Here is a 25290-nt window from a genome sequence, read left to right on the forward strand (position 1 = left end):
TCGCCTGCACCTCGCACCAGCGGTGGCGCCATGCCGGCTACGCAACGATGCCGGCTTGTTCGCACCGCCGGCGTCGCTCTTCAGCGCTTATCCCTGGCACGCTCGCGTAGCCGTTCCAGCACCCATACCCGTACCGCGCCGGACAGGTTGCCGCGACGCGCGGCGTCGATCTCGGCGATCAGGGCGTTGATCGACTGGCCGCGCTCGGCGGCGAAGGCTCGGAGTTCTCTCCAGAACGCCTCTTCCAGGCTGAGGCTGGTGCGGTGGCCGGCGATGGTGACCGAGTGCTTGCGCAGCCGTGTTGGATCACGGTCACCATCGCCGTCGTTGCCGCCCGGCCGCATAACAGCGCCTTCGCCTACTGACGCTTGCGCGGGCCCAGCATCTCTTCGGGCCGCACCCATTCCTCGAACTGCGCCTCGGTCAGGAGGCCAAGCTCGACGGCGGCTTCCTTCAGGGTCGTGTTCTCGGCATAGGCCTTCTTGGCCACCTTGGCGGCGTTGTCGTAGCCGATGTGCGGGTTGAGCGCCGTCACCAGCATCAGCGAATCGCGCATGAGCTGGTTGATGCGCTGTTCGTTGGCCTCGATACCGGCGACGCAGTTGGTGTTAAAGCTCTCGGCCGCGTCGCCGATCAGCTTGGCCGACTGCAGCAGGCTGTAGATCATCACCGGCTTGAAGACGTTCAGCTCGAAATGGCCGTTGGAGCCGGCAACCGTGGCGGTCGTGTGGTTGCCCATCACCTGCGCGCAGACCATCGTGACAGCCTCGCACTGGGTTGGGTTCACCTTGCCCGGCATGATCGAGGAGCCCGGCTCGTTCGCGGGCAGCAGCAACTCGCCGAAGCCGCAGCGCGGGCCGGAGCCCATGAGCCGGATGTCGTTGGCGATCTTCATCAGCGAGGTCGCGACCACGTTCAGCGCGCCCGACGCCTCCACGACGGCGTCGTGTGCCGCCAGCGCCTCGAACTTGTTTTCCGCCGTGACGAACATCTCGCCGGTGATGGCGGATACTTCGTCGGCGAAGGTCTCCGCGAAGCCGTCGGTCGAGTTCAGACCAGTGCCGACCGCGGTGCCGCCCTGGGCAAGCTGGCGCAGGCGCGGCAGCGCCGCCTCGATGCGCTCGACGCCGTACTCAAGTTGCTTGGCATAGGCCGAGAACTCCTGGCCGAGGGTCAGCGGCGTGGCGTCCATCAGGTGGGTGCGGCCAATCTTGATGATCGACTCGAATGCCGCTGCCTTTGTCTCGAACTCCCCCTGCAGGGCACGCAGCTTGGGCACCGTTTCCCCGGCCAGCAGCAGCACGGCGGCGATGTGCATGACGGTGGGGAAGGTGTCGTTCGAGGACTGGCCCATGTTGCAGTGATCGTTCGGGTGCACCGGCGACTTGCCGCCACGCTTGCCGGACAGCATTTCGTTGGCGCGTCCGGCGATGACCTCGTTCGCGTTCATGTTCGACTGCGTGCCGGAGCCGGTCTGCCAGACCACCAACGGGAAATGATCGTCCAGCGCGCCGTCGACCACCTCCTGCGCGGCCTTGCAGATCGCATCGCCGATGTCGGACTCCAGCACGCCCAGCTTCATGTTGGCGCGCGCCGCCGCCAGCTTCTGGATGCCCAGCGCCCGGACAACCGGCGTGGGCATGCGCTCCCCGCCGATGCGGAAGTTCTGTAGCGAGCGTTGGGTCTGTGCCCCCCAGTAGGCGTCCGCCGGGACCTCGATCTCGCCGATGGAATCGCTTTCCACGCGCGTGCCCGCGCCCTTGCTGGCCTGTTCGCTCATCCTTGACCTCTTGTGTGCCTGAACGGAATTGCCGGCGTTGTACCACGTGACGGGCCGGATAGTGAGGGTGAAGACACCCTTCGGTCGTTCTGACGCTACAGAGCCTCGACAAAGCGGGCGACGGCGGCGATGGCCTCGGCCTGGTTCTCTTCGGCGCTTCGCCCGCTGGACTTGCGCGGCTTCAGGTCATGGTCGCCGTCCTCCGCCCAGTGGACCGCGATGCTCTCCGGGAGTCCGTAGCCGGCGACTTCATCCGGCGTACCGAAGGGGTCGCGCGTGCCCTGGACGATCAGCGCCGGGGTCACAAGCGTTTGCAGGTGCGCGACCCGCAAGCGGTCCGGCTTTCCCGGTGGATGAAATGGGTAGCCCAGGCAAACCAGGCCGCCGACAGGCGTCGCCTCGGCTTCCAGGTCAGCGGCGATCATGCTTGCCATCCGGCCGCCCATCGATTTCCCACCGATAACGAGGCCGTCCGGCCCGCCCAGCGCCTCGATCACCACCCGCCAGTAGGCCTTCAGCTTCGCTTCCGGATTCGGCGGCCGCTTCTTCCCGTCCTGGCGGCGTTGGGCCATGTAAGGGAACTCGAAGCGGGCAACCCGGATGCCGTGGCCGGCCAGGCCCTCGGCGAAGGCCTGCATGAAGGGGCTGTCCATGCCCACGCCCGCGCCGTGCGCCATTGCGACGGTGCGTTCGGCGTGGGCCGGGCCGTCGAACAGGATTTCGGGTGTCTCGCTCATCGCACAACCGTGTTTGCCAAGAAAATATTAACCCGGCAAGGTCAGCTTGATGGACGGTCGTCATTTCGCATGGGACGACAAAGCGAAGGACCCGTCATGGACGATATTCGCGAACGCGACTTGTCGCGCAAATCCAACGAGGACCTGACGGACGAGGAAAAGCGCGAACTTGCCCGCCGCTTTCAGGAATTCTCCGATCTTGTCCGGGAGAAAGGGCCGCAGAGCCTGGGTTTGCAAAGCAAGCCGCGGAAAAAGCGCATCAGCAAGTGGGATCCGGCTGCAATGGCCAGTGCCGGGAAGAAAGCCGACAGCCGCTGAATCTCAGCGCCCAGCCTGCCGGGCCAGCACTCGCCACGGCTCGATGTCCCAGTATCGCCGCGCTGCTCCGGATGGCGAGGGCAGGACGAATATTCGCGTTCCATCGTAGGGGGTATCCGGCAGGGCGCCCGTAACGATGGCCTTGCGGCCCAGCGCGACCTTCGCCGGCCGCTTTCCGACGAAAGCCAGACAACGCGGGCGGTATCGGCGGATCTTGGCGTCGAGCGCGTCCGGGTCATCGCCCGTGCGGGGTAGTGCGGCGTCGGGGCCGCTTGCCGACTGGCAGAGGTCCGTCAGCCCCAGGCCGAAGGCGGGAAGCAGGCGGAACTCCTCGGGTGCAAGTTGCCGCGGCGTCAGCCCAACCTCCGCCAGCGTCGGCCAGAATCGGTTGCCGGGACCCGCGTAGTAGGCACCCCGCGCCGCGGACACGTGCCCCGCGGCACTGCCGCAGAAGACGATGGCGAGATCGTGTGTCAGGACGTCGGGGAGAATAGTCATGCCGGCGATGAGCGGCCCGGCGGTCCGGACGGTTCCGTGGGCGCGAGCGCCTACTGCTTCTTCCTGAACTGGTCCAGCGTGACGACGTTGTTCTCGTCGCCCGGTTCCTTCGGTGCCGGCTGGTCCTGTGCGCCGACCTCGTTCTGCTGCTCCACCGTCTGCGCCGGGGCGTCGGCGTCGCTCTCGCCGCTTGCGTCCTCCTCGCCCGCGTCGAACTGCAGCCCGAATCGCACCGAGGGGTCGGCAAAAGCAATCACCGCGTCAAAGGGCACTTGCAATCGCTCGGACCGGTTGTTGAAGCTGAGCGTCGCGGCAAAGCCCTCTTCCCCGACTTCCAGATCCCAGAACTGATACTGCAGCACGATGGTCATCTCGCGCGGATAGCGCTCGCGCAGATGCTCGGGCATCTGGACATCCGGGTGGTCGCTACGGAAGGTGATGTAGAAGTGGTGATCACCGGGAAGCCCCCGCTCGGATACCTGAGCAAGCGCCTGCCGGACTACGCCGCGCAACGCGTTCTCGACCATGACATCATATTGGAGGTCGTCGCCGACGTCCGCCATACCGTCCCCTTCACCTGCCGCGCTGGATTCGATGGGCGCACATTTAAGCCCATGCCGCCCCCGAATGAAAGTGGGGCTTTCTGTTGCTAGGTAGCCCCGGACCCCACCCGGCCGGGCTCTACCGACCGGGGATTCTAGTCGATCGCCTTGGCGCTATTACGCAGCCGCAGCAACCGGAGCGCGATTGTCGTTCGCACTTCTGAAAAGGCCCGATAACGGCGGTACCATGCCGGGCGAAAAGTACACCTTTCAACGCGCGTCGATCCTGGTTCGCCCCCATAGGGTGCCGGAGTGGCCGGACGCCGCGCCTTGCGCGCGTCCGGGCATCTCCGGCGTGTTGGTGGAGGCGCCGGGTACTGCCCCCGGGTCCGCTACGCCTAGTGGATGCACCGTTTATCGCCATAGTCGGGTGCTACCCGACACGGCTAATATAGGCACATTCGGTACGGGTTTGAACCCGCTTCGCATCGATCGTGGCGGATTGGCGGCACGCTCGACTCTCTCCAGCATACCGTGGACACTGCGGCAACGACGACTCGGCATTCGAAGGAGGTCCGATTGCCATCCGCGACCGGTGCGGCGGAGAGCACGCGGGATATCCCGGCCCTGGAGCAGCCGTATCTGGACCTGATGCGTGAGGTGCTGGAAAGCGGTGTGCGGAAGGAGGACCGCACGGGCGAGGGCACGCAAAGTGTCTTCGGCCGGCAGATGCGCTTCGACCTCGGCCGGGGCTTTCCGCTGCTGACGACAAAGAAGCTCCACCTGCGCTCTATCGTCCACGAGCTGTTGTGGTTCCTGGCCGGCGATACGAACCTGACCTACCTGCACGAGCACGGCGTGACGATCTGGGACGAATGGGCGGACGCGAATGGTGACCTCGGTCCCATCTATGGCCGACAGTGGCGGTCCTGGCCGTCGCCGGACGGGCGCGAGATCGATCAGATCCGCTGGGTCGTGGACGAAATACGGCGCAACCCGAACAGCCGCCGCCTGGTGGTTTCCGCGTGGAACGTCGGCGAACTCGACCGCATGGCCTTGCCGCCGTGCCATGCGCTGTTCCAGTTCTACGTCGCCAATGGCCGGCTGTCCTGCCAGCTTTACCAGCGCAGCGCGGATATTTTCCTGGGCGTGCCCTTCAACATCGCGTCCTATGCGCTTCTGACGGCCATGATCGCGCAAGTGACGGGATATACGCCCGGCGAATTCGTCCATACGCTGGGCGACGCGCACCTCTACCTTAATCACCTGGAGCAAGCCCGCACGCAGCTTCAAAGGACACCGTTCCCCCCGCCGCGGCTGAGCCTAAACCCGCAGGTCCGGGACATCTTCGCCTTCACCTTTGACGATATCCGCATCGAGGACTATCGCGCTCACCCGGCGATCAAGGCGCCGATCGCGGTTTGACGCCGCGCGTCACCCTTGTCGTGGCCGCCGACGAGCAGGGTGGGATTGGCCTGGACGGCGGCTTGCCCTGGCGCCTGCCGAACGACCTGAAGTTCTTCAAGCGTGTGACGGCCGGTCATCCCCTCGTTATGGGGCGGCGGACGCACGAATCCATTGGCCGCGCGCTGCCCGGGCGCACCAACATCGTGATCAGCCGCAATCCCGATTACCGGCCAATGACGGGCTGCCTGAAAGCGGGCTCCCTGGAAGAGGCCCTGTCGTTTGCCGCCCGCGAGCCGGGCGGGGAAGAGGTCATGGTGATCGGCGGCGCCGAAATCTTTCGCGAGGCGCTGGCCCGGGCCGAGCGGATCTATCTCACGCGCGTTCATGCAACGGTTGCGGCGGACACTTTCCTGCCGAGCGTCGATCCGGACGAATGGCGGGAACGCTGGCGCGAGAGCCATGCAGCAGATGAGTGCAACCCCCACGCCTATAGCTTCATTCTTTTGGAGCGACGGTCGGCCGGGGCGGCTTAGCGGGTCCTGGACTCCCTCTTTGCGCCATGCGCGACGACAAATAGGTGTAGCTCGAGAGGAATAGCGCGTGTTTACGTGCAACAGTGGTTATAAAAGCGGCGGCCCCAAGGGCCGCCGCTTGTCAGTCCGGGATGCGCCGGGTATGCGCGGAAGGCGCGTCAGCCCTTGGCGATGCGCACGGCGACCCAGCGGAAGTCGCCCTGGCTGTACACCAGCAGCGTCACGACGCGATAGCCCTCCTTCTCCGCCTGCTCGACCTTGCGGGCCACATCCTGCGGGGCGGAGACTTCTTCCTGGTCGACCTCGACGATGACATCACCAGGGTTGAGGCCCTTCTCGGCAGCCGTGCCGCCGCCTCGTACGCCGGTGATGACCACGCCCTGGGCGCGCTCATCAAGGTTGTAGTTTTCGCGCGCCTCCTCGCTCAGCGGGGCGAGTGCGAGGCCAAGGGAATCCAGCTTCATCTCGCCGCCGGAGCCTTCCTGGGTTTCCCCCTCGGGACCCAAGCTGGCGATAGCTTCTTCATCCAGCTTGCCAAGCGTGACCTGGACGGTCTTACGCTCGCCCTTGCGCCAGATGACGACATCGACCGCCTTGCCGATGCGGGTTTCCGCCACCATGCGCGGCAGGCGCCGCATCTCCTCGACGTCGCGGCCGTCGAATTCGAGAATCACGTCGCCCTGTTTGATGCCGGCCTCGCCCGCCGGGCTGCCGTCGGAGACCGAGGCGACCAGCGCACCCGTTGCCTCGTCGAGACGAAGACCTTCCGCCAGCTCCGGCGTCACCGTCTGGATGCGCACGCCAAGCCAGGCGCGGCGCACGTCGCCGTACTCGCGAAGCTGATCAATGACGTTCTTGGCAATCGACGAGGGGATGGCGAAGCCGATGCCGATCGACCCGCCGGAGGGCGAGAAGATGGCCGTGTTAACACCGATCACCTGGCCGTCGGTGTTGAACATCGGGCCGCCCGAGTTGCCCCGGTTGATCGAGGCGTCGGTCTGCAGGAAATCGTCGTAAGGGCCGGCGTTGATATCGCGCGAGCGGGCCGAGACGATACCGGCCGTCACCGTGCCGCCGAGGCCGAAGGGGTTGCCGATAGCCAGAACCCAGTCGCCGATCCGGGTCTTGCGCGAATCGCCCCACTCGGCGGCTGGCAGGTCGCGGTCGGTATCCACCTTGAGGAGAGCGAGGTCGGTCTTGTCGTCACGGCCGACGATCTCCGCCTTCAGGGTGGTATCGTCTTGTAGACGAACGTTGATCTCGTCCGCGTCGGCGATCACGTGGTTGTTTGTCACTATGTAGCCGGTCTTGTCGATGATGAAGCCGGAGCCGAGCGACGAGGGAGCCCGGCGTGGCCGGCGCGGTTCCTCGCCCTCGCGGCGCTCGAAGAAGTCGCGGAAGAATTCCTCGAACTCTCGGCGGGCCTCATCTTCTTCCACCTTCTGCGTGGTGGAGACGTTTACGACGGTCGGAAGCAGCTTGTCAGCGAGGTCGGCAAAGCTGTCGGGACGGTCCTCGGCCTGCACCGCGGCCGGTACCATCAGCGTCACCACCAGGGCTGCTGCCAGCACCCGGCCCGCCAGGCGGCGCGCGATCGACTTTTCGCCTGCGCCGGTCGGCTGAGTGGAAACGATTGTCGTCTGGGTCAACGTAGGATCTCCGTTCCGCTGATGAGGCGTCGCGGGTGGTGGGGCGGATCACGATCCGCGGCACCGCGAAGCGATCGACCTCAAATGTGGCATGCCCGGCCGTTCCGTCAACGTCGGACGGTTCGAAGAAGCGGCCCGAGTGTGACGATTTTAGGGCGCAGCGCCCCCGATGCGTGTGGATTTCGTCGCTCAACCGCGCAACAGGTAGAGAAAGAACAGGCCGAGCAGCGCCATCAGCAATCCGCCCCAGCGCAAGGCCTCGTTCGGCAAGGCGCGCAACTGCTCCAGTGCGCGGTGCAGCGCACCGGGAAAGGCGGCCAGTGACAAGCCTTCGAAGACGAGGACGAGGGCGATCGCGGTCAGGAAATCGTTGAGGGCCAGATCGGGCATGGTGCGGGCCGCATAGCCCGAATAACACGGTCGAGGCAAGAGGCGACCGGGCGCCGCCCCACGGAAGGGCGGCGTCCGGCAACCATAAGGGCGTTAATCGGCCGGCGCGGCTTCGGCTGCCGTTCCTGCGGAATTCGATCCGGTGCCATCGGCCGGCTGGCTTGCGGCCTGGCCCCCGCCGGAGGGAGACGATTCAATGGCGTCGCTCAGTTCCTCCGTGATCGCCCCCCGGCCCAGCATGCGGAAGAACTCGTTCCGGTCGGTCGACAGCACGATATAGCTGTTGTCGGTGTCGCCTTGGTTGATCGAGCCTTCGTATGCCTGCATCGAGCGGTAGAACCGGAAGAAATCCTCATCCTGGCCGAAAGCCTGGTTGAGGGTGGTGGTTCGTGCGGCCTCGCCGGTACCGCTGATGATTTCGGCCTCGCGCTGGGCCTCGGCCCGGATGACCGTGGCCTCTCGGTCCGCCGTGGCGCGGATCCGCTGGGCCTCCTCCTGACCCTGTGCGCGGAACTCGGCGGCCTCCCGCTCACGTTCCGAACGCATGCGGGAGTACACCGCCTGCGAAACTTCCTGCGGCAGGTCGGTGCGTCCGATACGTACGTCCACGATGTCGATGCCGAAGTTCTGGGCCTCCCGATTCACCTGGGTCTGGATGCGGTTCATGATGTCCGCGCGCTCGTCCGAGAGAATGCTGGCCAGGTTCACGTTACCCAGCACACTGCGCAGGTTCGAGTTGATGATCGAACCCAAACGGTCACGCAGATTGCTCTCGAATCGCACGCGCTGATAGAACCTCAGCGGATCGGTGATGCGATACCGGGCGAAGCTGTCGACGTTCAGGGGCTTCTGGTCGGCCAGCAGCACGCGCTCGACCGGCGGGTCGAGGTCCAGCACGCGCTTTTCGTAGTACAGCACGTTCTGGACGAAGGGTAGCTTCACGTTCAGCCCCGGCTCGGGGATGACCCGTTTGGGTTCGCCGAACTGCATGACGATGGCCTGCTGGGTCTGCGGCACAGTGAACAGCGCGCTGGACCCCACGATGCCCAGGACGACCACCGCGACGCCGATGATAAGAGGGAGTTTGCGGTTCATGATCGTTACCTCCGGGGCCTAGCGGCTGCTGGCGGCGGAATTGCCGCCGGTGGAGCCGTTGCTGCCGGACGCCGCGCCGCCGCGCGGCTTGCGCAGTTCGTCGAGCGGAAGGTACGGGATCGCGCCTGAAGCGGTACCGTCCATCAGCACCTTGTTTGTGCGCGAGTACACCTTCTGCATGGTCTCCAGGTACATCCGTTTCTTGGTGACGTCCGGATTCGAATTGTAAGCCTCGAGCACCTTGGTGAAGCGCTCGGCCTCGCCTTCCGCCTCGTTGACGAGCCGCTCGCGGTAGGCTTCCGCCCCCTGGATCATCTTCTGCGCCTCACCGCGGGCACGTGGCAGGATGTCGTTGCGGTAGGACTGCGCCTCGTTGCGCAGACGGTCCCGGTCCTGCAGGGCGCGCTGCACGTCGTTGAACGCGTCGACCACTTCCTGCGGCGGCTGCACGTTCTGCAGCCGAACGCCGGTGATCAGGATGCCGGCTCCGTAGTTGTCCAGGATTCCCTGCAGCAAGTCCTTTGTCTTTGTCTCGATCTCGGCGCGGGCCTCGGTCAATGCCGGCTGGATGTCCGTACGGCCGATGATCTCACGCATGGCGCTTTCGGCGGCGATCTTCACCGTTCCGTTCGGTTCGCGGATGTTGAAGAGATACTTGCCGGCATCGGCGATCTTCCATTGCACCGAGAAATCAATGTCGATGATGTTCTGGTCGCCGGTCAACATCAGGCTTTCCGCGTCGACGCCGCGCTGACCGCCGCCCACCTGCCGGAAGCCGATGTCGATCTGGTTGATCTTCTCGACCGCCGGCGTCATCACCGTCTCGATGGGATAGGGGATGTGCCAGTTCAGGCCAGGCTGGGTCGTCGCCACCCATTCGCCGAAACGCAGCACCACGCCCTGCTGGTCGGTCTGTACCCGGTAGAAGCCGCTCAACATCCAGATCGCCAGGACAACGACGACGGCGAGCACAATGCCGCGTCCGCCCATGCCCCCGCCCGGGAACAAGTTCTTGACGCGCTCCTGACCCTTGCGAATAACATCCTCGAAGTCGGGCGGGCGCTGGCCGCCGCCGAAGGGGCCTCCGCCCCCACCACCGCCGCCACGTCCGCCGGAGCCGCGGCCGCCCCAGGGGCCGCCGCCACCGCCGCCACCAGAGCCGCCGCCCCAGGGGCCGCCTCCTTGCGATTGCCAAGGCATTTTCCGAAGCTCTCCACTCAGTCGTGTGTGGACATGATGAACGGTCGCGATCAGCCTTTATCGTTCAAGGGTCGACGACCATATGCTGACACACACTTAACGTGTTGTGCCCGCCAGTGAAACAGTAGAGCGGGATATCGGGCCAAATGTGGGGAATTCAAGCATGAGTCGCGTTACCGAAGAAGAAATCCGCGAAGCCCTGGCGGGTGTACGCGAGCCGGAAAGCGGGAAGGACATCGTCAGCCTCGGCATGGTCTCCGGCCTTGTGGTCAAGGAGGGCAATGTTGGATTCGCGATCGAGGTCGATCCGCGCAAGGGCCAGGAGATGGAACCGCTGCGCAAGGAGGCCGAGCAAACAGTCCTGAAGCTGAGTGGGGTATCCTCGGTGACTGCGGTGCTGACCGCCCATCAGGAAGCGGCCGGTGGCCAGACGGCGCAGCAGTCGGATGGCCAATCGACGCAGCGGCCCGATGGCGGCCAGCAGCAGCAGCGCCGTGGGCAGTCTTCCGGCGGCGGGCAGCAGATCGCCGTGCCGGGCGTGAAGGCCATCATCGCGGTAGCCAGCGGCAAGGGCGGAGTCGGCAAATCTACGACGGCCACCAACCTGGCTCTGGCCTTCGCGCGGCAGGGGCTGAAAACCGGCATTCTGGACGCCGATATCTACGGGCCTTCGCAGCCGCGCATGATGGGTGTCACCGGCCGGCCCGAGTCGCCGGACGGCAAGCGCCTGCGCCCGCTGGAGAACTTCGGCGTCAAGGTGATGTCGATGGGCTTCCTGGTGGCCGAGGACACGCCGATGATCTGGCGCGGCCCGATGGTGCAGTCGGCCATCCAGCAGATGCTGCGCGACGTGGAATGGGGCGAGCTGGACATGCTTGTCGTGGACATGCCGCCGGGCACCGGCGACGCGCAGTTGACGTTGGCCCAGCAGGTGCCGCTTTCGGGCTCGGTCATTATCACCACGCCGCAGGACATCGCGCTGCTCGATGCCAAGAAGGGGCTGAACATGTTCCGCAAGGTGGACGTGCCGGTCTTTGGCATCGTCGAGAACATGAGCTACTTCCTCTGCCCGCATTGCGGCGAGCGCTCCGACATCTTCTCCGCCGGCGGCGGTCGGCGCGAGGCCGAGAAGCTGGGCACCGAACTGCTGGGTGAGATCCCGCTGGACATGGTCATCCGCGAGACGTCCGACGGCGGCCAGCCGGTCGTGATTTCCCACCCCGACAGCGACCACGCCAAGGCCTACCTGCGCATCGCCGAGCATGTCTGGCACAAGATTACCGGCACCAGCCCGAGCGAGCGCCGCGAGGCCCCGCGCATCGTCATGAACTAGGCGGCTTCGCGGCCCGGGAATCAATGAGGCCGCGCTGTCTCCTCAACCAGATGCGAAGCCCGCAGCCGCTGCTCGCCGGACGTGCCTTCCAGCAGGGTGAGCGCGTCCACCAGCGGCTGCAGGGTCTGGACAATCCGGCCCAGGGTGCGTGCCGCCGGGCTGTCCACACGGCCTTTCAGCGCCTGGCTCAGGAACTTGCGTAGCGGGTCCTCCGGTGCCGGGAAGGGTTGCAGCCGGACGCGCGTTGCCTCGTCGATGCCGGCGAGGCTCTTCGCCACCGCCACGGCATGGCGGAAGCCGCCCAGTTCGTCGACAAGGCCCATTTCCCTGGCATCGGCGCCGCTCCACACCTTGCCCTGGGCCGCCTCCCGAACCTGCGTGGGACTCAGGCCGCGGCCCTCGGCGACCTTGCCGGTGAAGTCGGCGTAGGTCTCGTCCAGCAATTCCTGGAGCCGCTGCCACTGGGCGTCGCTGAAATCGCTGTTGGGGCTCCAGAAATCGGCCTGCTTGCCGGCCTGCACGCCGTCGAAGTTGACCTCCAGCTTGTCCCACAGGCCCTCGAAGACGAACTTGCCGCTGACGACGCCGATGGAGCCGGTGAGCGTCCCCGGCTGCGCCACGATGCGGTTTGCCGGCGCGGCGACGAAGTAGCCGCCCGAGGCGGCGATGTTGCCCATCGAGACCACGATCGGCTTCTCCGCCTCCCGCGCGTCCCGCACCGCTTTCCAGATCGTGTCGGAGGCGACGTAGCTGCCGCCGGGGCTGTCGATGCGGAAGATGATGGCCTCGACCGTGTCGTCTTCCAGCGCCTCGCGGATCGCCGGGGCGATGGTATCGCTGCCCATCACGACATCGCCAAAGATCGGATTGTTCTCGCTCTCGGCCAGTGACACCGCGCCCTCGCCATGGATCACCGCGACCCGAGGCGCATCCTCGTCGAGGTTGCCAAGGCGCTGGGCGGCGTAGTCGCGCAAGTCCAGATTCTCCGCATCCGGGCCGGCAGCCTCGCGCAGTGCCGCTTCGAAAGCGTCGCGGTAGTCCAGCCGGTCGATCAGTCCCGCGTCCCTGGCATCCTCCGCCGACAATGGCGCACTGTCGATCAGTTGCCGAACCTTCGCGGCTTCCAGGTCACGGCCCTCGGACAGGCCGTCCACCACTTGCGCCAGCCAGGAGTCCAGCAGTCGCTGCAGATTGCGGCGCTGCGGCTCCGGCAGTTCGCGGTCGGTGAACTGGTTCTTCAGGCCCTTGTATTCCTCCCGCTGCTCCAGGCGGGGCTGGATGCCAAGCTCATCCAAAAGACCCCGCAGGAACGGGCTTTCCAGCTTGAAACCGGCCACGCTCCAGTCGCCGGACGGCTGCATCCAGACCTCGTCGAAGGCGCTGGTCAGATAGCCGTGCAGCGTGGCGCCGGCGCCCATGCCGTTCAGCGTCTCCGCGAAGGCGTAAGCCGGCTTTCCCGACTCGCGGAACCTGCTGACCGCCTGGTGCAGCTCCTGCGCCTGCGCGAAGCCGATGCTGCCCCGACCCAGGCGCACTGCAAGTCCCTTGACCCGCCTATCCGCCGCGGCGGCGTCCAGGGCATCGACGGCGTCGTGCAGCACCACCGCGCCGCCGGCCCTGGCGCGGGCGAGCGGGTTGTCCGACTGGCGCTCCACGACTCCCGAGGAGAGGTCCAGGCTCAGAACGGTGGTTTCCGGGATTTCCGGCGCGGGTTCGCGGAACTCTTCCACGCGCTGCCAGAACACGCCGGCAGCGACGCCCAGCAGCAGCACGATGAGGCCGACGCTGGCAAGGAACCCGACAATGCATTTCAGGAGGAACAGGATCAGGCGCATCGCTTGGCTCTCCGTCGACTTACCCGTCGCCGGGCGTGCGGTTCATCGCGTGGTAGTCGCGGTTCGGCATCATGTCGGTGGCCTTGGCAACGCGGTTCGACAGATTGAAGAACCCGACGACGGAAACGACGTCGAAAAAGTCCTCGGCGCTGAACCCAACGTCGAACAGGGCCTGCCGGTCGGCCTCGCCGACATCGTGCGGCCTCAGGGTCAGCTTCCAGGCGAACTCCAGGATCGCCCGCTGGCGCGCGGGCAGGTCGGCGACGCGGTGGTCCATCACCAGCATTTCGCCCAGCTCCGGGTCGCCGGAAAGTTGCCGCACCGCCTGTCCGTGCGCCACCAGGCAGTAGTAGCAGCGGTTGGCGCTTGAGACGACGACGGCGATCATCTCCCGCTCCAGCTTGCTGAGTCCCGAGTCGCCGAGCATCAGGTCGTTGTACATCTGGATAAAGGCGCGCAGCTTGTCGGGCCGCAGCGAATAGGCGCGCAGGACGTTGGGCACCAGGCCGAGCTTCTCCTGGCACTTGTCGAAATAGGCCTGCAGGTCCCCTTCGAGCTCGGCGGCGTCGGGGACGGGCAGGGTCATGACGTGATCGGGCTGGGGCATGAGGCTTTCTCCGTGGCTCGCGCCCTCAAGGGGTACCCGCTTGTGCCCGCCGTGACCAGAGGCGTTGCAGTGACACGGCCGGCGGGCTAAACCGCGCGGGAAATCAAGGACCGCCATCGCGGCGGCGGAAAGGAGATGCCATGCGCCGCAAGGCAAGGCGCGGCGGCGGCCGGCAGGTCGAGGTGACGATAGACGCCCTGGGCGGGCGCGGGGACGGCATTGCGGCCTACGAAGGCAAGCCCGTGTTCGTGCCCTTCGCGCTGCCGGGCGAGACGGTGCGCGTGCGACTGACGGGACAGCGCGCCGGCGGCTACAAGGCCGAGGTGCTGGAGGTCCTGGACGCCGCCCCGGAGCGGGTGGAGGCGCCGTGCCCGCACTTCGGCCCCTGCGGCGGCTGCACGGTGCAGCATCTGGACGCGGAAGCCTATCGCCGCTGGAAGCACGATCAGGTGGTGCAGGCGCTGAACCGGCGCGGTTTCGACGAGCCGCCGGTCGCGGAGACGGTCGAGGTGGGCGAGGGCACCCGCCGGCGCGCCGCCCTGGCCGCGGTGCGCGAGGGGAAGCGGGTGCGCCTCGGCTTCCACGGGCGGGAAAGCCACCGCATCGAGAATATCGAGGAATGCCGGATCCTGACCCCTCCGTTGGTCGCGCTGCTGGACCCGCTGCGCGCGGCGATGGCCGAGATCTTGGACGAACGCGAGACGGCCGAGGTAGCGTTGCTGGAGAGCGAAAGCGGCATCGACCTGCTTCTCCAGACGCGCCAGCCGCTGGGCCTGACGGCGCGGCAGGCGCTGGCCGGGCTGGCGGAGAGCGAGGACCTGGCCCGCATCGCCTGGGCGCCCGCCGGACCCGAGGGGGCGGTGGCGGAAGCCGAACCCGTGGCAATGCGCCGTCCGCCGCTGCTGACCTTCGGCGAGGTATCGGTGGAACCGCCACCCGGCGCCTTCGTGCAGCCGACCGCGGCCGGGGAGGCGGCGCTGGTCGCGACTGTCTCCGGCTGGCTTGCGGGCGTCGAGGGGTCGGTCGCCGATTACTTCGCTGGCTGCGGCACCTTCGCGTTTCCGCTGTCCCGGCGCGGCCCGGTGCATGCGGTGGAAGGGGCGGAAACCGCTATTGCCGCGTTGTGGCAGGCGGCGCGAAAGAACGATCTCGCCGGGCGCATGACGGCGGAGACCCGCGACCTCGCCAATGACCCGCCGACGCCGGAAGAACTCGACGCCTTCGCCGCCGCGGTCTTCGACCCGCCGCGCGTCGGCGCTAAGGAGCTTGCCGAGGCACTTGCCGACTCGAAGGTGCCGGTCGTGGCCGCCGTCTCGTGCAACCCCCACACCTTCGCCCGCGACGCCCGCACGCTGGTCGACGGCGGCTACACCCTCGCCGAGGTATGGCCGATCGACCAGTTCCCCTGGTCGGGCCATGTGGAACTGGCCGCGCGGTTCCGGCGGTAGAGCTGCGACGAGCCGCGAAACCGAGGGTTACGCCGCCCGGCGAGAAGGTGGTTCTCTTGTCGGTTTCAGTATCTTGGTCGTTTCCCACACGGTACTAACCCCCTCACCTGCAGCGGTTCTTCGGCGTGTCGTATGGGCCATAGCCGAACGCGATCACGCTCATGGGCCTGTTCGCTGTCGTCTGCCGGCGCTTTGTCCCAATCGGCAGGTGGAACGCGTCGCCGGGGGTCAGCGTGTGCGTCTTGCGACCGACGGTAACGTCGAGGCCGCCGCGGACGACGGCGATTCGTTCGGCGATGATGTTGGTGCGGGTGACGTCGTAGCCGGCGGTGAGGTTGGTGGTGACGCAGCTATAGCCGTCCGCCAGCCAGGTGCGGCCGATGTCCGGGGCCGTGGGCGGTGCGGCGAAGCGGCCGGGATGGAACGTCGCTTCGGCGGCGGTCGCGGGTGCCGCGATGCAGGCTATGGCGGCGGCGAAAAGGACCCTCCACATGGCGCGTGGCCTCCGAAGGGAAAGCGAAAGCAGGCTACAGCATAGCAGATTTCAGGCGAATGCGGGGGGGCGTTGTGCTCGGCGCGCCTCTATCCGCCGAATGCCCCCGTCTGCGCGCGGTGGCGCAGCAAATGGTCGGCCAGGACAATGGCCAGCATCGCCTCGCCCACGGGCACGGCGCGGATGCCGACGCAGGGGTCGTGGCGGCCCTTGGTGACGACCTCCGCTTCCTCGCCCTCGGTCGTGACGGTCCGGCGCGGGATGAGGATGGAGGAGGTTGGCTTTACCGCGAAGCGCGCGACGACCGGCTGTCCTGTCGTGATGCCGCCCAGCACGCCGCCGTTGTTGTTGGACAGGAAATGGGGCGTGTCGCCCTCCATCCGCATCTGGTCGGCGTTGTCCTCCCCCGAGGTGGCAGCGGCGGCGAAGCCATTGCCGATCTCCACGCCCTTGACGGCGTTGATGCTCATCAGCGCCTTGGCGAGGTCGGCGTCCAGGCGGTCATAAACCGGCTCGCCAAGTCCGGCGGGGATACCCTCGGCCTGCACCTCGACGACAGCGCCGGCTGAACTGCCGCGCTTTCGCACGTCGTCCAGGAAGTCGGCCCAGCGGCCCGCCGCCTCGGCGTCGGGGCAGAAGAAGGGGTTGACGTCCACCTCTGACCAGTCCCACGCATCCCGGTCGATGCCGTGCGGGCCAAGTTGCACCAAGGCGCCCCGGATGCGCGGCGCTTCGCCCAGGATGTGGGCCAGCACCTTGCGCGCCACCGCGCCGGCGGCCACACGCATCGCGGTTTCCCGCGCGCTGGAGCGTCCGCCGCCTCGATAGTCGCGGATGCTGTACTTGGCCCAGTAGGTATAATCGGCGTGCCCGGGGCGGAACTTGCCGGAAATTTCCGAGTAGTCCTTGGAGCGCTGGTCCTCGTTCTCAATGACGAGCGCGATGGGCGTGCCAGTGGTCAACCCCTCGAACACGCCGGAGACGATCTGCACGCGGTCCGACTCGCGGCGCTGCGTGGTGTAGCGCGACTGCCCCGGCCGGCGGCGATCCAGGTATTGCTGGATGTCGCTTTCATAGAGCGGCACGCGCGGCGGCACGCCATCGACGACGCAGCCGATGGCGGGGCCGTGGCTCTCGCCCCAGGTCGTGAACGTGAAGACGTCGCCGAAGCTGTTACCGGGCATGGTCCGTTACCGGGTAGGGGCGGGAGCGCTCGCCGCGCCGGATCAGGGGGAAGGCTCGCGCTTCAGGCTTTCCAGCAAGTCGGCAAGCTGGGGGGCCGCATCGACCGCCATCATGCCCACCGTGTGGTAGCCCGAATCGACGTGGTGAACCTCGCCCGTCACGGCGGAACCGAGGTCGCTCAACAAGTATACGGCCGAGCTGCCCACCTGGTCGATGGTGACGTTGCGGCGCAGGGGCGAGTTAAGCTCGTTCCACTTCAGGATATAGCGGAAATCGCCGATGCCGCTGGCCGCCAGGGTGCGGATCGGCCCCGCCGAGATCGCGTTCACCCGCACGCCGTCGTCGCCGAGGTCGGCGGCGAGGTAGCGCACCGAGGCCTCCAGCGCCGCCTTGGCGACGCCCATGACGTTGTAGTGCGGCATCACCCGCTCGGCCCCGAAATAGCTGAGTGTCAGCAGACTGCCGCCGGGGCGCATCAGCGGCAGCGCCTTCTGCGCCACGGCGGTGAAGGAGTAGCAGGAGATGTCCATACTGCGCAGGAAGCCCTCGCGGCTGGTATGGACGTATTTGTCCTTCAACTCGTTCCGGTCGGCATAGGCGATGGCGTGAACGACGAAGTCCAGGCCGCCCCACACCTCTTTCACCTTGTCGAACACTGCCTGAATGGAATCGTCGTCGCCGACGTCGCAGGACTCCAGGATCTCGGCCTCGACCTGCTCGGCCAGCGGGCGCACGCGCTTCAGCAGCGCGTCACCCTGGTACGTGAAGCCGAGGCTGCCGCCCTGGGCATGCACCTGTTTGGCGATGCCCCAGGCAATCGACCGGTCGTTCGCCACACCCATGACCAAGCCGCGCTTGCCCTGCATCAGCGACAGATTTTCGGACATTCCTTCCCCGCGAATGGTTTAAGCCGCACGCGCCCTTACGAAAGTCGCGGCATCCTACACGAATGATCGACGCGATCAAACGCATGCCATGCATGACAGAGTCGGCATAATGCATTGATTCGCGATCGTTTCGACAGCCCCTATAATCGGGTCATGACATTCGCGCAACTTGTCCGGCAGATGAGCGGATACGGCACCGAACGGGCGCTGCGGCGGCTGTTGGCATGGCTGCGTTACGTTACCAAGGGCGAGCGGGTGTTGCGCTTTCTGGCTTATGCCGGCGCGCGCTTTCTCGATGACGGTGGTATGCGTCTTGCCGCCGGGCTCAGCTACGCCTCGCTGCTGGCCATGGTCCCACTGCTCGCCATCGCGCTGGCGATCCTTTCGGCCTTTCCGGCGTTCGAGGGGGTCGAGCGACAGGTTCTGGACATGGTATTCCAGAGCTTCCTGCCCGACGCCAGTGCCGCCATTGCCGAGCGTATCAAGGGCTTCGTCGCCAACGCCAGCAAGCTGACCGGGCCCGGTATCGTCGGTCTTGCGGTGACGGCGCTGTTGCTGCTGAACAACATCAGCGGCTCGTTCAATACCATCTGGCGGGTCAGCGAGGGGCGCCCGCTTGCGACCCGTATGCTGGTGTACTGGGCACTGCTGACATTGGGGCCGCTGTTGCTGGGGTCGTCTATCTCGCTTTCCAGCTTTGTCTTCGCGGCCGTGAAACTGTCCGGCGTCGAGGAGGTGGCAAGCTGGCTGAGGATCTCCTGGCTCATCTCGCTCGCGCTCTCGGCCGCCGGATTTGCGTTGATCTTCTACGTTGTGCCGAACCGCCGCATAAGCCTTGGTCACGTCCTGGTCGGCGGCACCGTTTCGGCGCTGCTGTTCGAGGGGCTGAAATACGCCTTCGGCCTTTATCTCACGCATTTTCCCTCGTACGAAGCAGTTTACGGCGCAATCTCGACCGTGCCGATCTTCCTGGTGTGGCTCTACCTTTCGTGGAGCGTGGTGCTGCTGGGGGCCGAGGTCACCGCGGCGCTGCCGGAGTGGCGGGCGGCGCAGGCGCGCGGTCGAGCGACCAGCCCGGCCGGCGGCCGTCTGGCACTTGCGCTGGCTGTTCTCGCCCGGCTGCGCGCCGCGATGCAGACGGGCCAGCAGATGAAGCGGCAGGAGATGACGCGCGGCTTGCCGGCGACACCGGCGGAAATCGACGCCGTGTTGAAGCCGCTCCGCCAGCAAGGCTTCATCGCGCGAACCCAGAACGGTCGCTGGGTGATCGGCCGCGACCTGAACACCGCAACCTTGGGCGATTTGCTCGACACGCTCGGCCTGTCGCTGGAGCCGGGAGAGGGGTGGCCGCCGGTGGCCGCCGGGGCGGTGCGGGAACTGGCCGAGGAATCGAGTCGCGAACGGCGGCAAACGCTGGAGGTCTTGCTGCGCAAGGGGAAGTGAGGGCCGGTTACTCGCCGGTTTTGTCGCCGTGCGCTCCGATAACCTCCTGCAGTCGGGTTTCCAGATTGCGCCGGTGTTCTTCCGGCAGGCCCTGAATGGCCTCCTGTATTTCCGCCATCGCCTGGCGCAGGCTGTAAAGCTGGTCCAGCAGGCGCAGGACGATGGGCACGGCCTCGTCGTTCACCGCCATGTCGCTGCGCAACTCGTCGATCAGCGAGATGCGGGCGACATCGGCCTCGTCGAACAACCAGCGCCCTTCGTCCTCGACCGGCAGGACCCAACGTTGCTCGACCCAGGTGACGATCTCGCCTTCGCTGACTTCGGTGGCGTTAACGACCTCGACCAGTGTCTTCGCCATGGCGGCTGCCTTTCTTCCACCGGGAATGCCTGCGTTACGTCATGCCCGCCTTTACGTCATGCCCGCCTTTTCACGCGGGTTGTAGGGGTGCTTCCTGCCCCACTTGCGCGCAAATGACTTCAGCTCCTCGTCCTGCTCTTCCGGCAGCACGACTTTCAGGTGCACGAACTGGTCGCCCTTGGTCCCGCCATCCTTTGGCGCGATGCCGCGCCCGCGCAGGCGCATCGTCTTGCCGGTGTTGGAGCCCGCCGGAATCTTCATCGACACCGGCCCGTTGACGGTGGGCACGGTGACGGTGCCGCCCTCGACGGCCTCCTGTAGGTTGATCGGCAGATCCAGGTGGATGTCGTTACCCTCGCGCCGGAAGAAGGGGTGCGGCTCCACCTTGATCTTGACATAGGCATCGCCCGCGGGACCTCCGCCCAATCCCGGCTTGCCCTTGCCCTTCAGGCGCAAGGCCTGGCCGTCCTCGCAGCCCGCCGGGATGGTGATGTCCACGGTGTTGCCGTCGGCAAGCCGGATGCGCTTGCGCGCGCCCGTCGCCGCCTCGACGAAGCCGACCCGAATCGAGTAGTTGACGTCGCCGCCGCGGGCCTGCGTGCGGTACGAACGGGTGCGTGCGCCCGCACCGGCGCCGCCGGGGCCGCCACCGCCGCGGAACCCGCCGAAGCCGCCGCCGAAAAGGTCGGCGAAAATATCCTCGGCGCTGAATTCCTCGCCGAAATCGAAGTTGCTGTACTTCGAGCCGCGGCCGCCGGCGTTGTAGCTGCGGTAGAAGCCGCCGCGCGGCGCCTGCTCCTGGCCGGTCGCGTCGATCTCGCCGGCATCGTAGCGCTTCCGCTTGTCGGCGTCGGCCAGGATGTCGTAGGCCTGGGAAATCTCCTTGAACTTCTGTTCGGCGTCCTTGTTCCCCGGATTCAGGTCCGGGTGATAGGTCTTAGCCAGCTTGCGATAGGCCTTCTTGATGTCGTCCTGACTGGCCTGTCGGCTGACGCCCAGTACGGCGTAGAGGTCCTTCATCGGGCCATTATTACTCGCGTTGCTGTCGTTCGTTCGGGCAAGACGGGGCGCCGTCGCGGGCGACGGCGCCCCGGTCGATCGCTACTTTCAATTAATCAGGGTTATTGAACTTTCCAAGTCCCGTCCGGCTGCCGGCAGGCCGTGCCATAGGCCTGCTGCTCCTCCCCGGCGACGATGACCGTCTGCTGGAACTCACGGCAATAGATTCCGTCGGAGCGCTGGTAGGTGTCGATCGGCGTCACCGTGCCGCTGTGGCCACTGTCGGGATTGTTCCAGGTGGAGGTGGTACCGGTCTTGGTGTGCTCCAGCGCCGCCTGGGTGGTCTGGCTCATGTAGAGCTGGTCGGCGCGGTCCAGCGACTTGCCGACCTCCGAGCCGGCCAGCGCGCCAAGCACCGCGCCGGCGCCGGTGGCCCACAGCCGGCCCGAGCCGCTGCCGATTTCCGAACCCAGCAGACCGCCCAGGACCGCGCCGCCCAGCGTGCCGATGGTCTGCTTCGGCCCCGGCTCGTCGCCGCGCGCACAGGCAGTGGCAAAGGCCGCCACGATCACGGCGGCAAGAATGGACTTCAGCTTCATGGTCTCCTACCTCTCGCATGTGAGTGCGTTGGGAGCCCGTCCGTTACCGGTCTTGCCCCTGAGCGAACGATACCCTAAAGAAAAAGATGCAAAATTGCACCTAATCAAAAGTCGAACGCGTGCAGCGAACGCAAGCCGCAACGAGAGGCCCGATGTTTGCCGACAAACCGCCTGAGAACCCCGTGGACCTGCTGCGCGAGTGGTACAAGGAAGCCGAAGCCAGCGAGCCGAACGATCCGAATGCCATCGCGCTTGCGACAGTTGGCGAGGACGGCATGCCATCGGTGCGTATGGTGCTTCTCAAGGACTTCGATGAGAAGGGGTTCGTATTTTATACCAACCTGGAAAGCCGGAAGGGTACGCAACTCACGAACCACCCCAAGGCGGCCTTCGTGATGCACTGGAAGTCGCTGGAACGCCAGGTCCGGGTCGAGGGGCACACGCAGCCGGTTACGACGGAGGAAGCCGACACCTATTTCCACTCCCGCGCACGGGGCAGCCAGATCGGCGCCTGGGCCAGCAAGCAGTCGCGGCCGCTGGAGTCGCGCTACGAACTGGAGAAGCGCGTCGCCCGGTACGGCGCCAAGTTCCACGTCGGGCGCGTGCCCAGGCCGGAGCACTGGTCCGGCTTCCGCATCGCTCCCACGCGCATCGAGTTCTGGCAGTCCGGCCGCTTCCGGCTGCATGACCGTCTGCTTTACCTGCGCCAGGGCGATGGCTGGGTGACGCAGTGGTTGTACCCCTGATATGCGGTGGCAGCCTGCGGATAGCCGAAGGGTCGGATTTGAGCGTTAGCAGCGGAAACGACAGCGCGCAGCGTGTGAACGGAGCCCGGGCCGCGCGGCTCATGCGGCGGGCGACCTATGCCTCCGTGGCGACCGCGGGCACCCTGATCGTGGTCAAGACGGGGGCGTGGCTGGTTACCGATTCGGTCAGCCTGCTTTCGACGCTGGTCGACTCGCTACTGGACGCGGCCGCGTCGGTCGTCAACATGCTGGCCGTTCGCCAGGCCCTTGTCCCGCCGGACCGGGAGCATCGCTTCGGCCACGGCAAGCTGGAGCCTCTGGCCGCGTTGGGACAGTCCGCGTTCATCGCCGGTTCGGCATTGTTTCTCGTAATATCGGCGGGGCAGCGCTTCATCGCGCCACGTCCGGTCCAGGAAACCGGCATCGGCATCGCGGTCATGCTCGTCTCCATCCTGGCGACGCTGGCGCTCGTGACCTATCAGCGCTCGGTCGTGCGGCGCACGGGGTCGCTTGCGATCCAATCCGACCGGCTCCACTACGTCGGCGACATTCTGGTCAACGCGGCCGTGATCGTGGCGCTGGTGCTCTGGTGGGAACTGAGGTGGACATGGGTCGATCCCGTCTTCGCCATCCTCATTTCCGGTTACATCCTGTTCACGGCAACGCGAATTGCCGGCGGTGCGATGGACATGCTGATGGACCGGGAACTTCCGGAGTCGGAACGTCAGCGCATCGTCGACATTGTGCGCCAGCACCCGCAGGTGATCGGCATACACGACCTGCGCACGCGCGCGGCCGGGCCGCAGAGCTTCATTCAGCTTCACCTGGAAATGGACGGACGAATGATGCTCTATCAGGCGAACGTCGTCGCAGACACCGTGGAGATCGAGCTGCGTAACGCCTTTCCCGATGCCGAGGTCATCGTCCATCAGGATCCCTACGGCGTGGACGACGACAGCACGCCGATCCGTTGACGGCGGCGAACTTGCATATCCGGCTGCGCTTTTGACCTGATGCGCCGCAAGCGGTCTAATCGCTTGATACGGGTCAATGCAGCTTTTTGGCACCAGTGGAAACTGCCCACACCGGTTGCCGGGTAGGGAGGCGCGAGGATGACCATCAAACGGATTCTCTGTCACATCGATGGTGGCGACGACAGCGAGGCGACGCTGCAGACCGCGCTGACGGTCGGGCGCGACCTGGGCGCGTGCGTCGAGGTGTACCATGTCGAACTCGATCCGCAGTACGCGGTTCCGCTGGCGGCGGACGGAATGACCGCGACGATGATCGAGGAGATCGTCGAGACGGTCGAGAAGGAAAGCAGCAAGCGCGCCGGACGGGCGCGGCAGCTTTACGACCAGCTCGTGCAGCACGGCGGCGTCCCCGCCATCGAGGCCGGTGGGGAAGTGCCACCTGGTTTTGCCGCGACCTTCCGCACAGAGCGGGGCCGGGAGCACGAACTCGTCGCGCAGCGTGGGATGCTGTTCGATCTCCTGGTGTTGAGCCGCCGCCATGGCGAGGGCGAACCGCCGGCGACGCCGACGCTGGAGACGGCGATCATGGAAAGCGGCCGGCCGATCCTCGTGGCGCCGCAGCGCGCGCCCGGCGCCCTTGGCAAGCACATCGCGGTGGCCTGGCGGGCGACGGTGCCCGGCGTGCATGCGCTGGCCGGGGCGATGCCGCTGCTGGAGCGGGCCGAGCAGGCCACCGTCATCACCGTGGACGAGGGCCATACCGAGGCCGACCCGGGCGATATCGTGGGTTATCTCGGCTATCACGGCGTCCGCGCGGCCGGCCGGCACGTCAAGGCCGGCGGACGGGAAGCCGGGCAGGCGATCCTGGAGGAAGCGGCATCGGCCGGCGCGGACATGCTGGTTATGGGCGCCTACGCGCACAGCCGGCTGCGCCAGCTTATCCTTGGCGGGGTCACGAGCACGGTGTTGCGCTCGGCCAGCATGCCGCTGTTACTGGCGCACTGACGTTTTCCATTGGGGGCGCGGGCGACACGGCGCGAATTGGAGGTGGCCCGATGCTGACTTACGAGGACGTGCTGGAGCTGTCCGAACTCACCGAAGAAGAAATCGAGGCGATTGCCGAGCACGAGCATATTCCGGCGATCTGTGCGGCCGAGTACGGCTATTATCTGTGCCACTCGCCCGAGGGCATCCCGATGCTGCGGCGGATCATCCTCGATGACATCATGGAGGCCCGGCGGCACGAGAACTACGAGAAGGAGATGAAGCTGCGCGAGGTGCTGAAGCACTTCATCCGCACGCATCCGGAGAACCTGACGCGCGGCGACACCGAAACGACGGGTAACGCCTCATAGGCCGACCGCGGTATTTCACCCCTTTCGCCGCGCCGTGCGTAAGCTAAACTCGCTACCGTCATGAGCGATCAGGTGAAGAAGACAGTTGTCCTGACCGGTGCCAGCCGAGGCATCGGTCACGCCGCCGTGCGCCGTTTCTCGCAGGAAGGGTGGCGAATCGTCACCTGTTCGCGCGAAGACGTGCCGGTGGAATGCCAGCGCGATCCGAACTGGACACATCACATCACCGCCGATCTCGGCGACCGCGACAGTCTGCAGCACTTCATATCCAGGGCGAACGAGGTGCTGGACGGCGGGCCGGTTCATGCGCTGGTGAACAACGCCGCGGTGTCGCCCAAGACGCCGTTCAAGGAGCGCCTGGGCTGCCTCAACGGCGACATGGGCGAGTGGCGTCGGGTGTTCGAACTCAACTTCTTCGCGCCGCTGGCCCTGGCACGCGGCTTCGCGGTGCCGCTGCGCAAGGGCAAGGGCAGCATCGTCAATATCACCTCCATCGCGGGACACGCGATCCATCCCTTCGCGGGCTCCGCCTATTCCACTTCGAAGGCGGCGCTATCGGCGCTGACCCGCGAGTTGGCGGTCGAGTTCGCCGAGGTTGGCGTGCGGGTGAACGCCGTCGCGCCGGGCGAGATCGAGACCTCGATGGTCGGTCCGGAATACGAGACGTTGATTCCACGGATTCCGATGCACCGTATGGGCACGCCCGAGGAGGTCGCGGGTGCCGTCTATCAACTTTGCAGCCCGGACTTCGGCTATGTCACCGGCACAGAGGTCTTCGTTACGGGTGGGCAGCACTTGTTCTGACGGCTTCCTGGTCCCGCCGGCGGATTTCGGGTGATAAGTTATTAATGATGTAAATGCATGATCGTGCAAGTCAGT

The 25290-nt window shown here is 66.2% G+C and carries 28 protein-coding genes and 1 other RNA gene; 11 read left to right on the forward strand and 18 right to left on the reverse strand.

Annotated features, from left to right (window positions below):
- Positions 1–80: 80 nt before the first annotated feature.
- The 3 genes from DRB17_RS07735 to DRB17_RS07745 form a co-directional block, all read right to left on the reverse strand.
- Positions 81–344, reverse strand: coding sequence for a ribbon-helix-helix domain-containing protein (locus DRB17_RS07735; RefSeq protein ID WP_114581624.1), 264 nt, complete (start codon positions 342–344; stop codon positions 81–83).
- A gap of 14 nt (positions 345–358) precedes the next feature.
- Positions 359–1780 (reverse strand): class II fumarate hydratase, encoded by a 1422-nt coding sequence (gene fumC / locus DRB17_RS07740; protein ID WP_114581625.1) that lies wholly within the window; start codon positions 1778–1780, stop codon positions 359–361.
- A 95-nt stretch (positions 1781–1875) separates the two neighbouring features.
- Positions 1876–2517: an alpha/beta family hydrolase gene (locus DRB17_RS07745; protein ID WP_114581626.1), complete on the reverse strand. Its 642-nt coding sequence runs from the start codon at positions 2515–2517 to the stop codon at positions 1876–1878.
- A gap of 96 nt (positions 2518–2613) precedes the next feature.
- Between DRB17_RS07745 and DRB17_RS07750 the strand changes: the two genes are divergently transcribed.
- Positions 2614–2835: a hypothetical protein gene (locus DRB17_RS07750; RefSeq protein ID WP_114581627.1), complete on the forward strand. Its 222-nt coding sequence runs from the start codon at positions 2614–2616 to the stop codon at positions 2833–2835.
- A gap of 3 nt (positions 2836–2838) precedes the next feature.
- Here DRB17_RS07750 and DRB17_RS07755 read toward each other — a convergent pair whose 3' ends face one another.
- From DRB17_RS07755 to ssrA, 3 genes are all read right to left on the reverse strand, one after another.
- Positions 2839–3333, reverse strand: coding sequence for a mismatch-specific DNA-glycosylase (locus DRB17_RS07755; RefSeq protein ID WP_114581628.1), 495 nt, complete (start codon positions 3331–3333; stop codon positions 2839–2841).
- Between the two features lie 50 nt (positions 3334–3383).
- On the reverse strand, positions 3384–3896 hold the full coding sequence (locus DRB17_RS07760) for an SspB family protein (protein WP_114581629.1): 513 nt from the start codon (positions 3894–3896) through the stop codon (positions 3384–3386).
- A gap of 69 nt (positions 3897–3965) precedes the next feature.
- Positions 3966–4356: a transfer-messenger RNA gene (ssrA, locus tag DRB17_RS07765) on the reverse strand.
- A gap of 170 nt (positions 4357–4526) precedes the next feature.
- On the opposite strand from ssrA, the gene DRB17_RS07770 reads away from it, so the two are divergent.
- Entirely contained in the window at positions 4527–5300 is a 774-nt protein-coding gene (locus tag DRB17_RS07770) for a thymidylate synthase (RefSeq protein WP_206607817.1), read from the forward strand.
- Positions 5297–5815, forward strand: a complete 519-nt coding sequence (locus DRB17_RS07775; RefSeq protein ID WP_114581630.1) for a dihydrofolate reductase — start codon at positions 5297–5299, stop codon at positions 5813–5815. Before DRB17_RS07770 ends, DRB17_RS07775 begins: the two co-directional genes overlap by 4 nt.
- A 158-nt stretch (positions 5816–5973) precedes the next feature.
- Here DRB17_RS07775 and DRB17_RS07780 read toward each other — a convergent pair whose 3' ends face one another.
- From DRB17_RS07780 to hflK, 4 genes are all read right to left on the reverse strand, one after another.
- Positions 5974–7464: a DegQ family serine endoprotease gene (locus DRB17_RS07780; protein ID WP_241503773.1), complete on the reverse strand. Its 1491-nt coding sequence runs from the start codon at positions 7462–7464 to the stop codon at positions 5974–5976.
- 189 nt (positions 7465–7653) lie between these two features.
- Positions 7654–7854 carry a DUF2065 domain-containing protein gene (locus tag DRB17_RS07785; protein WP_114581631.1) on the reverse strand — a complete coding sequence of 67 codons (201 nt, stop codon included), beginning with the start codon at positions 7852–7854 and terminating at the stop codon, positions 7654–7656.
- Between the two features lie 93 nt (positions 7855–7947).
- The gene (hflC, locus tag DRB17_RS07790) at positions 7948–8949 is read right to left on the reverse strand and encodes a protease modulator HflC (protein WP_114581632.1); all 1002 of its coding nucleotides are present in this window, start codon (positions 8947–8949) and stop codon (positions 7948–7950) included.
- Between the two features lie 18 nt (positions 8950–8967).
- Positions 8968–10149, reverse strand: coding sequence for an FtsH protease activity modulator HflK (hflK, locus tag DRB17_RS07795; protein ID WP_114581633.1), 1182 nt, complete (start codon positions 10147–10149; stop codon positions 8968–8970).
- Positions 10150–10312: 163 nt separating this feature from the next.
- Between hflK and apbC the strand changes: the two genes are divergently transcribed.
- The gene (gene apbC, locus DRB17_RS07800; protein ID WP_114581634.1) at positions 10313–11482 is read left to right on the forward strand and encodes an iron-sulfur cluster carrier protein ApbC; all 1170 of its coding nucleotides are present in this window, start codon (positions 10313–10315) and stop codon (positions 11480–11482) included.
- A 20-nt stretch (positions 11483–11502) separates the two neighbouring features.
- Here apbC and sppA read toward each other — a convergent pair whose 3' ends face one another.
- Together sppA and DRB17_RS07810 are read right to left on the reverse strand one after the other, a co-directional pair.
- Positions 11503–13317 (reverse strand): signal peptide peptidase SppA, encoded by a 1815-nt coding sequence (gene sppA / locus DRB17_RS07805; RefSeq protein ID WP_114581635.1) that lies wholly within the window; start codon positions 13315–13317, stop codon positions 11503–11505.
- A 19-nt stretch (positions 13318–13336) separates the two neighbouring features.
- Positions 13337–13924, reverse strand: coding sequence for a peroxidase-related enzyme (locus tag DRB17_RS07810; protein ID WP_114581636.1), 588 nt, complete (start codon positions 13922–13924; stop codon positions 13337–13339).
- A gap of 140 nt (positions 13925–14064) precedes the next feature.
- Between DRB17_RS07810 and rlmD the strand changes: the two genes are divergently transcribed.
- Positions 14065–15372: a 23S rRNA (uracil(1939)-C(5))-methyltransferase RlmD gene (gene rlmD, locus DRB17_RS07815; RefSeq protein WP_114581637.1), complete on the forward strand. Its 1308-nt coding sequence runs from the start codon at positions 14065–14067 to the stop codon at positions 15370–15372.
- 103 nt (positions 15373–15475) lie between these two features.
- On the opposite strand, the gene DRB17_RS07820 is transcribed toward rlmD, so the two are convergent.
- From DRB17_RS07820 to fabI, 3 genes are all read right to left on the reverse strand, one after another.
- A complete protein-coding gene (locus DRB17_RS07820; RefSeq protein WP_114581638.1) occupies positions 15476–15865 on the reverse strand; it encodes a cupin domain-containing protein in 390 nt (129 codons plus the stop codon).
- An 89-nt stretch (positions 15866–15954) separates the two neighbouring features.
- Entirely contained in the window at positions 15955–17049 is a 1095-nt protein-coding gene (aroC, locus tag DRB17_RS07825; RefSeq protein WP_114581639.1) for a chorismate synthase, read from the reverse strand.
- A 42-nt stretch (positions 17050–17091) separates the two neighbouring features.
- Entirely contained in the window at positions 17092–17937 is an 846-nt protein-coding gene (gene fabI / locus DRB17_RS07830) for an enoyl-ACP reductase FabI (protein ID WP_114581640.1), read from the reverse strand.
- A gap of 153 nt (positions 17938–18090) precedes the next feature.
- Here fabI and DRB17_RS07835 point away from each other — a divergent pair, with 153 nt between their 5' ends.
- Positions 18091–19380 carry a YihY family inner membrane protein gene (locus DRB17_RS07835; RefSeq protein ID WP_147274841.1) on the forward strand — a complete coding sequence of 430 codons (1290 nt, stop codon included), beginning with the start codon at positions 18091–18093 and terminating at the stop codon, positions 19378–19380.
- 7 nt (positions 19381–19387) lie between these two features.
- Here the strand turns inward: DRB17_RS07835 and DRB17_RS07840 are convergent, their stop codons facing one another.
- The 3 genes from DRB17_RS07840 to DRB17_RS07850 all read right to left on the reverse strand — a co-directional run bounded on the left by DRB17_RS07840 (position 19388) and on the right by DRB17_RS07850 (position 21336).
- Complete coding sequence (locus DRB17_RS07840; RefSeq protein ID WP_114581642.1) at positions 19388–19738, reverse strand: chaperone modulator CbpM; 351 nt, start codon at positions 19736–19738, stop codon at positions 19388–19390.
- 51 nt (positions 19739–19789) lie between these two features.
- Positions 19790–20758, reverse strand: coding sequence for a DnaJ C-terminal domain-containing protein (locus DRB17_RS07845; protein ID WP_114581643.1), 969 nt, complete (start codon positions 20756–20758; stop codon positions 19790–19792).
- A 101-nt stretch (positions 20759–20859) separates the two neighbouring features.
- The gene (locus DRB17_RS07850) at positions 20860–21336 is read right to left on the reverse strand and encodes an RT0821/Lpp0805 family surface protein (RefSeq protein WP_114581644.1); all 477 of its coding nucleotides are present in this window, start codon (positions 21334–21336) and stop codon (positions 20860–20862) included.
- A gap of 119 nt (positions 21337–21455) precedes the next feature.
- Here DRB17_RS07850 and pdxH point away from each other — a divergent pair, with 119 nt between their 5' ends.
- From pdxH to DRB17_RS07875, 5 genes are all read left to right on the forward strand, one after another.
- A complete protein-coding gene (gene pdxH / locus DRB17_RS07855) occupies positions 21456–22082 on the forward strand; it encodes a pyridoxamine 5'-phosphate oxidase (RefSeq protein WP_338322692.1) in 627 nt (208 codons plus the stop codon).
- Between the two features lie 38 nt (positions 22083–22120).
- Positions 22121–23056, forward strand: coding sequence for a cation diffusion facilitator family transporter (locus DRB17_RS07860; RefSeq protein ID WP_241503774.1), 936 nt, complete (start codon positions 22121–22123; stop codon positions 23054–23056).
- Between the two features lie 138 nt (positions 23057–23194).
- On the forward strand, positions 23195–24061 hold the full coding sequence (locus DRB17_RS07865) for a universal stress protein (protein WP_114581647.1): 867 nt from the start codon (positions 23195–23197) through the stop codon (positions 24059–24061).
- Positions 24062–24111: 50 nt separating this feature from the next.
- Entirely contained in the window at positions 24112–24411 is a 300-nt protein-coding gene (locus DRB17_RS07870; protein ID WP_114581648.1) for a hypothetical protein, read from the forward strand.
- A gap of 60 nt (positions 24412–24471) precedes the next feature.
- Positions 24472–25215 carry an SDR family NAD(P)-dependent oxidoreductase gene (locus DRB17_RS07875; RefSeq protein WP_114581649.1) on the forward strand — a complete coding sequence of 248 codons (744 nt, stop codon included), beginning with the start codon at positions 24472–24474 and terminating at the stop codon, positions 25213–25215.
- Positions 25216–25290 lie beyond the last annotated feature (75 nt).

Origin of the sequence: Ferruginivarius sediminum (genome assembly GCF_003344765.1) — a bacterium.
GTDB lineage: Bacteria > Pseudomonadota > Alphaproteobacteria > Kiloniellales > Rhodovibrionaceae > Ferruginivarius > Ferruginivarius sediminum.

What these genes read in the sequence shown, in the direction of transcription:
- aroC (WP_114581639.1), bottom strand. Translation starts at nt 17,049, where the DNA reads ATGCCCGGTAACAGCTTCGGCGACGTCTTCACGTTCACGACCTGGGGC.
- DRB17_RS07820 (WP_114581638.1), bottom strand. Translation starts at nt 15,865, where the DNA reads ATGTGGAGGGTCCTTTTCGCCGCCGCCATAGCCTGCATCGCGGCACCC.
- DRB17_RS07755 (WP_114581628.1), bottom strand. Translation starts at nt 3,333, where the DNA reads ATGACTATTCTCCCCGACGTCCTGACACACGATCTCGCCATCGTCTTC.
- DRB17_RS07745 (WP_114581626.1), bottom strand. Translation starts at nt 2,517, where the DNA reads ATGAGCGAGACACCCGAAATCCTGTTCGACGGCCCGGCCCACGCCGAA.
- DRB17_RS07845 (WP_114581643.1), bottom strand. Translation starts at nt 20,758, where the DNA reads ATGAAGGACCTCTACGCCGTACTGGGCGTCAGCCGACAGGCCAGTCAG.
- DRB17_RS07840 (WP_114581642.1), bottom strand. Translation starts at nt 19,738, where the DNA reads ATGGCGAAGACACTGGTCGAGGTCGTTAACGCCACCGAAGTCAGCGAA.
- DRB17_RS07850 (WP_114581644.1), bottom strand. Translation starts at nt 21,336, where the DNA reads ATGAAGCTGAAGTCCATTCTTGCCGCCGTGATCGTGGCGGCCTTTGCC.
- DRB17_RS07770 (WP_206607817.1), top strand. Translation starts at nt 4,527, where the DNA reads ATGCGTGAGGTGCTGGAAAGCGGTGTGCGGAAGGAGGACCGCACGGGC.
- fumC (WP_114581625.1), bottom strand. Translation starts at nt 1,780, where the DNA reads ATGAGCGAACAGGCCAGCAAGGGCGCGGGCACGCGCGTGGAAAGCGAT.
- DRB17_RS07865 (WP_114581647.1), top strand. Translation starts at nt 23,195, where the DNA reads ATGACCATCAAACGGATTCTCTGTCACATCGATGGTGGCGACGACAGC.
- hflK (WP_114581633.1), bottom strand. Translation starts at nt 10,149, where the DNA reads ATGCCTTGGCAATCGCAAGGAGGCGGCCCCTGGGGCGGCGGCTCTGGT.
- DRB17_RS07785 (WP_114581631.1), bottom strand. Translation starts at nt 7,854, where the DNA reads ATGCCCGATCTGGCCCTCAACGATTTCCTGACCGCGATCGCCCTCGTC.
- DRB17_RS07735 (WP_114581624.1), bottom strand. Translation starts at nt 344, where the DNA reads ATGCGGCCGGGCGGCAACGACGGCGATGGTGACCGTGATCCAACACGG.
- DRB17_RS07750 (WP_114581627.1), top strand. Translation starts at nt 2,614, where the DNA reads ATGGACGATATTCGCGAACGCGACTTGTCGCGCAAATCCAACGAGGAC.
- fabI (WP_114581640.1), bottom strand. Translation starts at nt 17,937, where the DNA reads ATGTCCGAAAATCTGTCGCTGATGCAGGGCAAGCGCGGCTTGGTCATG.
- rlmD (WP_114581637.1), top strand. Translation starts at nt 14,065, where the DNA reads ATGCGCCGCAAGGCAAGGCGCGGCGGCGGCCGGCAGGTCGAGGTGACG.
- DRB17_RS07760 (WP_114581629.1), bottom strand. Translation starts at nt 3,896, where the DNA reads ATGGCGGACGTCGGCGACGACCTCCAATATGATGTCATGGTCGAGAAC.
- sppA (WP_114581635.1), bottom strand. Translation starts at nt 13,317, where the DNA reads ATGCGCCTGATCCTGTTCCTCCTGAAATGCATTGTCGGGTTCCTTGCC.
- DRB17_RS07835 (WP_147274841.1), top strand. Translation starts at nt 18,091, where the DNA reads ATGACATTCGCGCAACTTGTCCGGCAGATGAGCGGATACGGCACCGAA.
- hflC (WP_114581632.1), bottom strand. Translation starts at nt 8,949, where the DNA reads ATGAACCGCAAACTCCCTCTTATCATCGGCGTCGCGGTGGTCGTCCTG.
- apbC (WP_114581634.1), top strand. Translation starts at nt 10,313, where the DNA reads ATGAGTCGCGTTACCGAAGAAGAAATCCGCGAAGCCCTGGCGGGTGTA.
- DRB17_RS07810 (WP_114581636.1), bottom strand. Translation starts at nt 13,924, where the DNA reads ATGCCCCAGCCCGATCACGTCATGACCCTGCCCGTCCCCGACGCCGCC.
- DRB17_RS07875 (WP_114581649.1), top strand. Translation starts at nt 24,472, where the DNA reads ATGAGCGATCAGGTGAAGAAGACAGTTGTCCTGACCGGTGCCAGCCGA.
- DRB17_RS07870 (WP_114581648.1), top strand. Translation starts at nt 24,112, where the DNA reads ATGCTGACTTACGAGGACGTGCTGGAGCTGTCCGAACTCACCGAAGAA.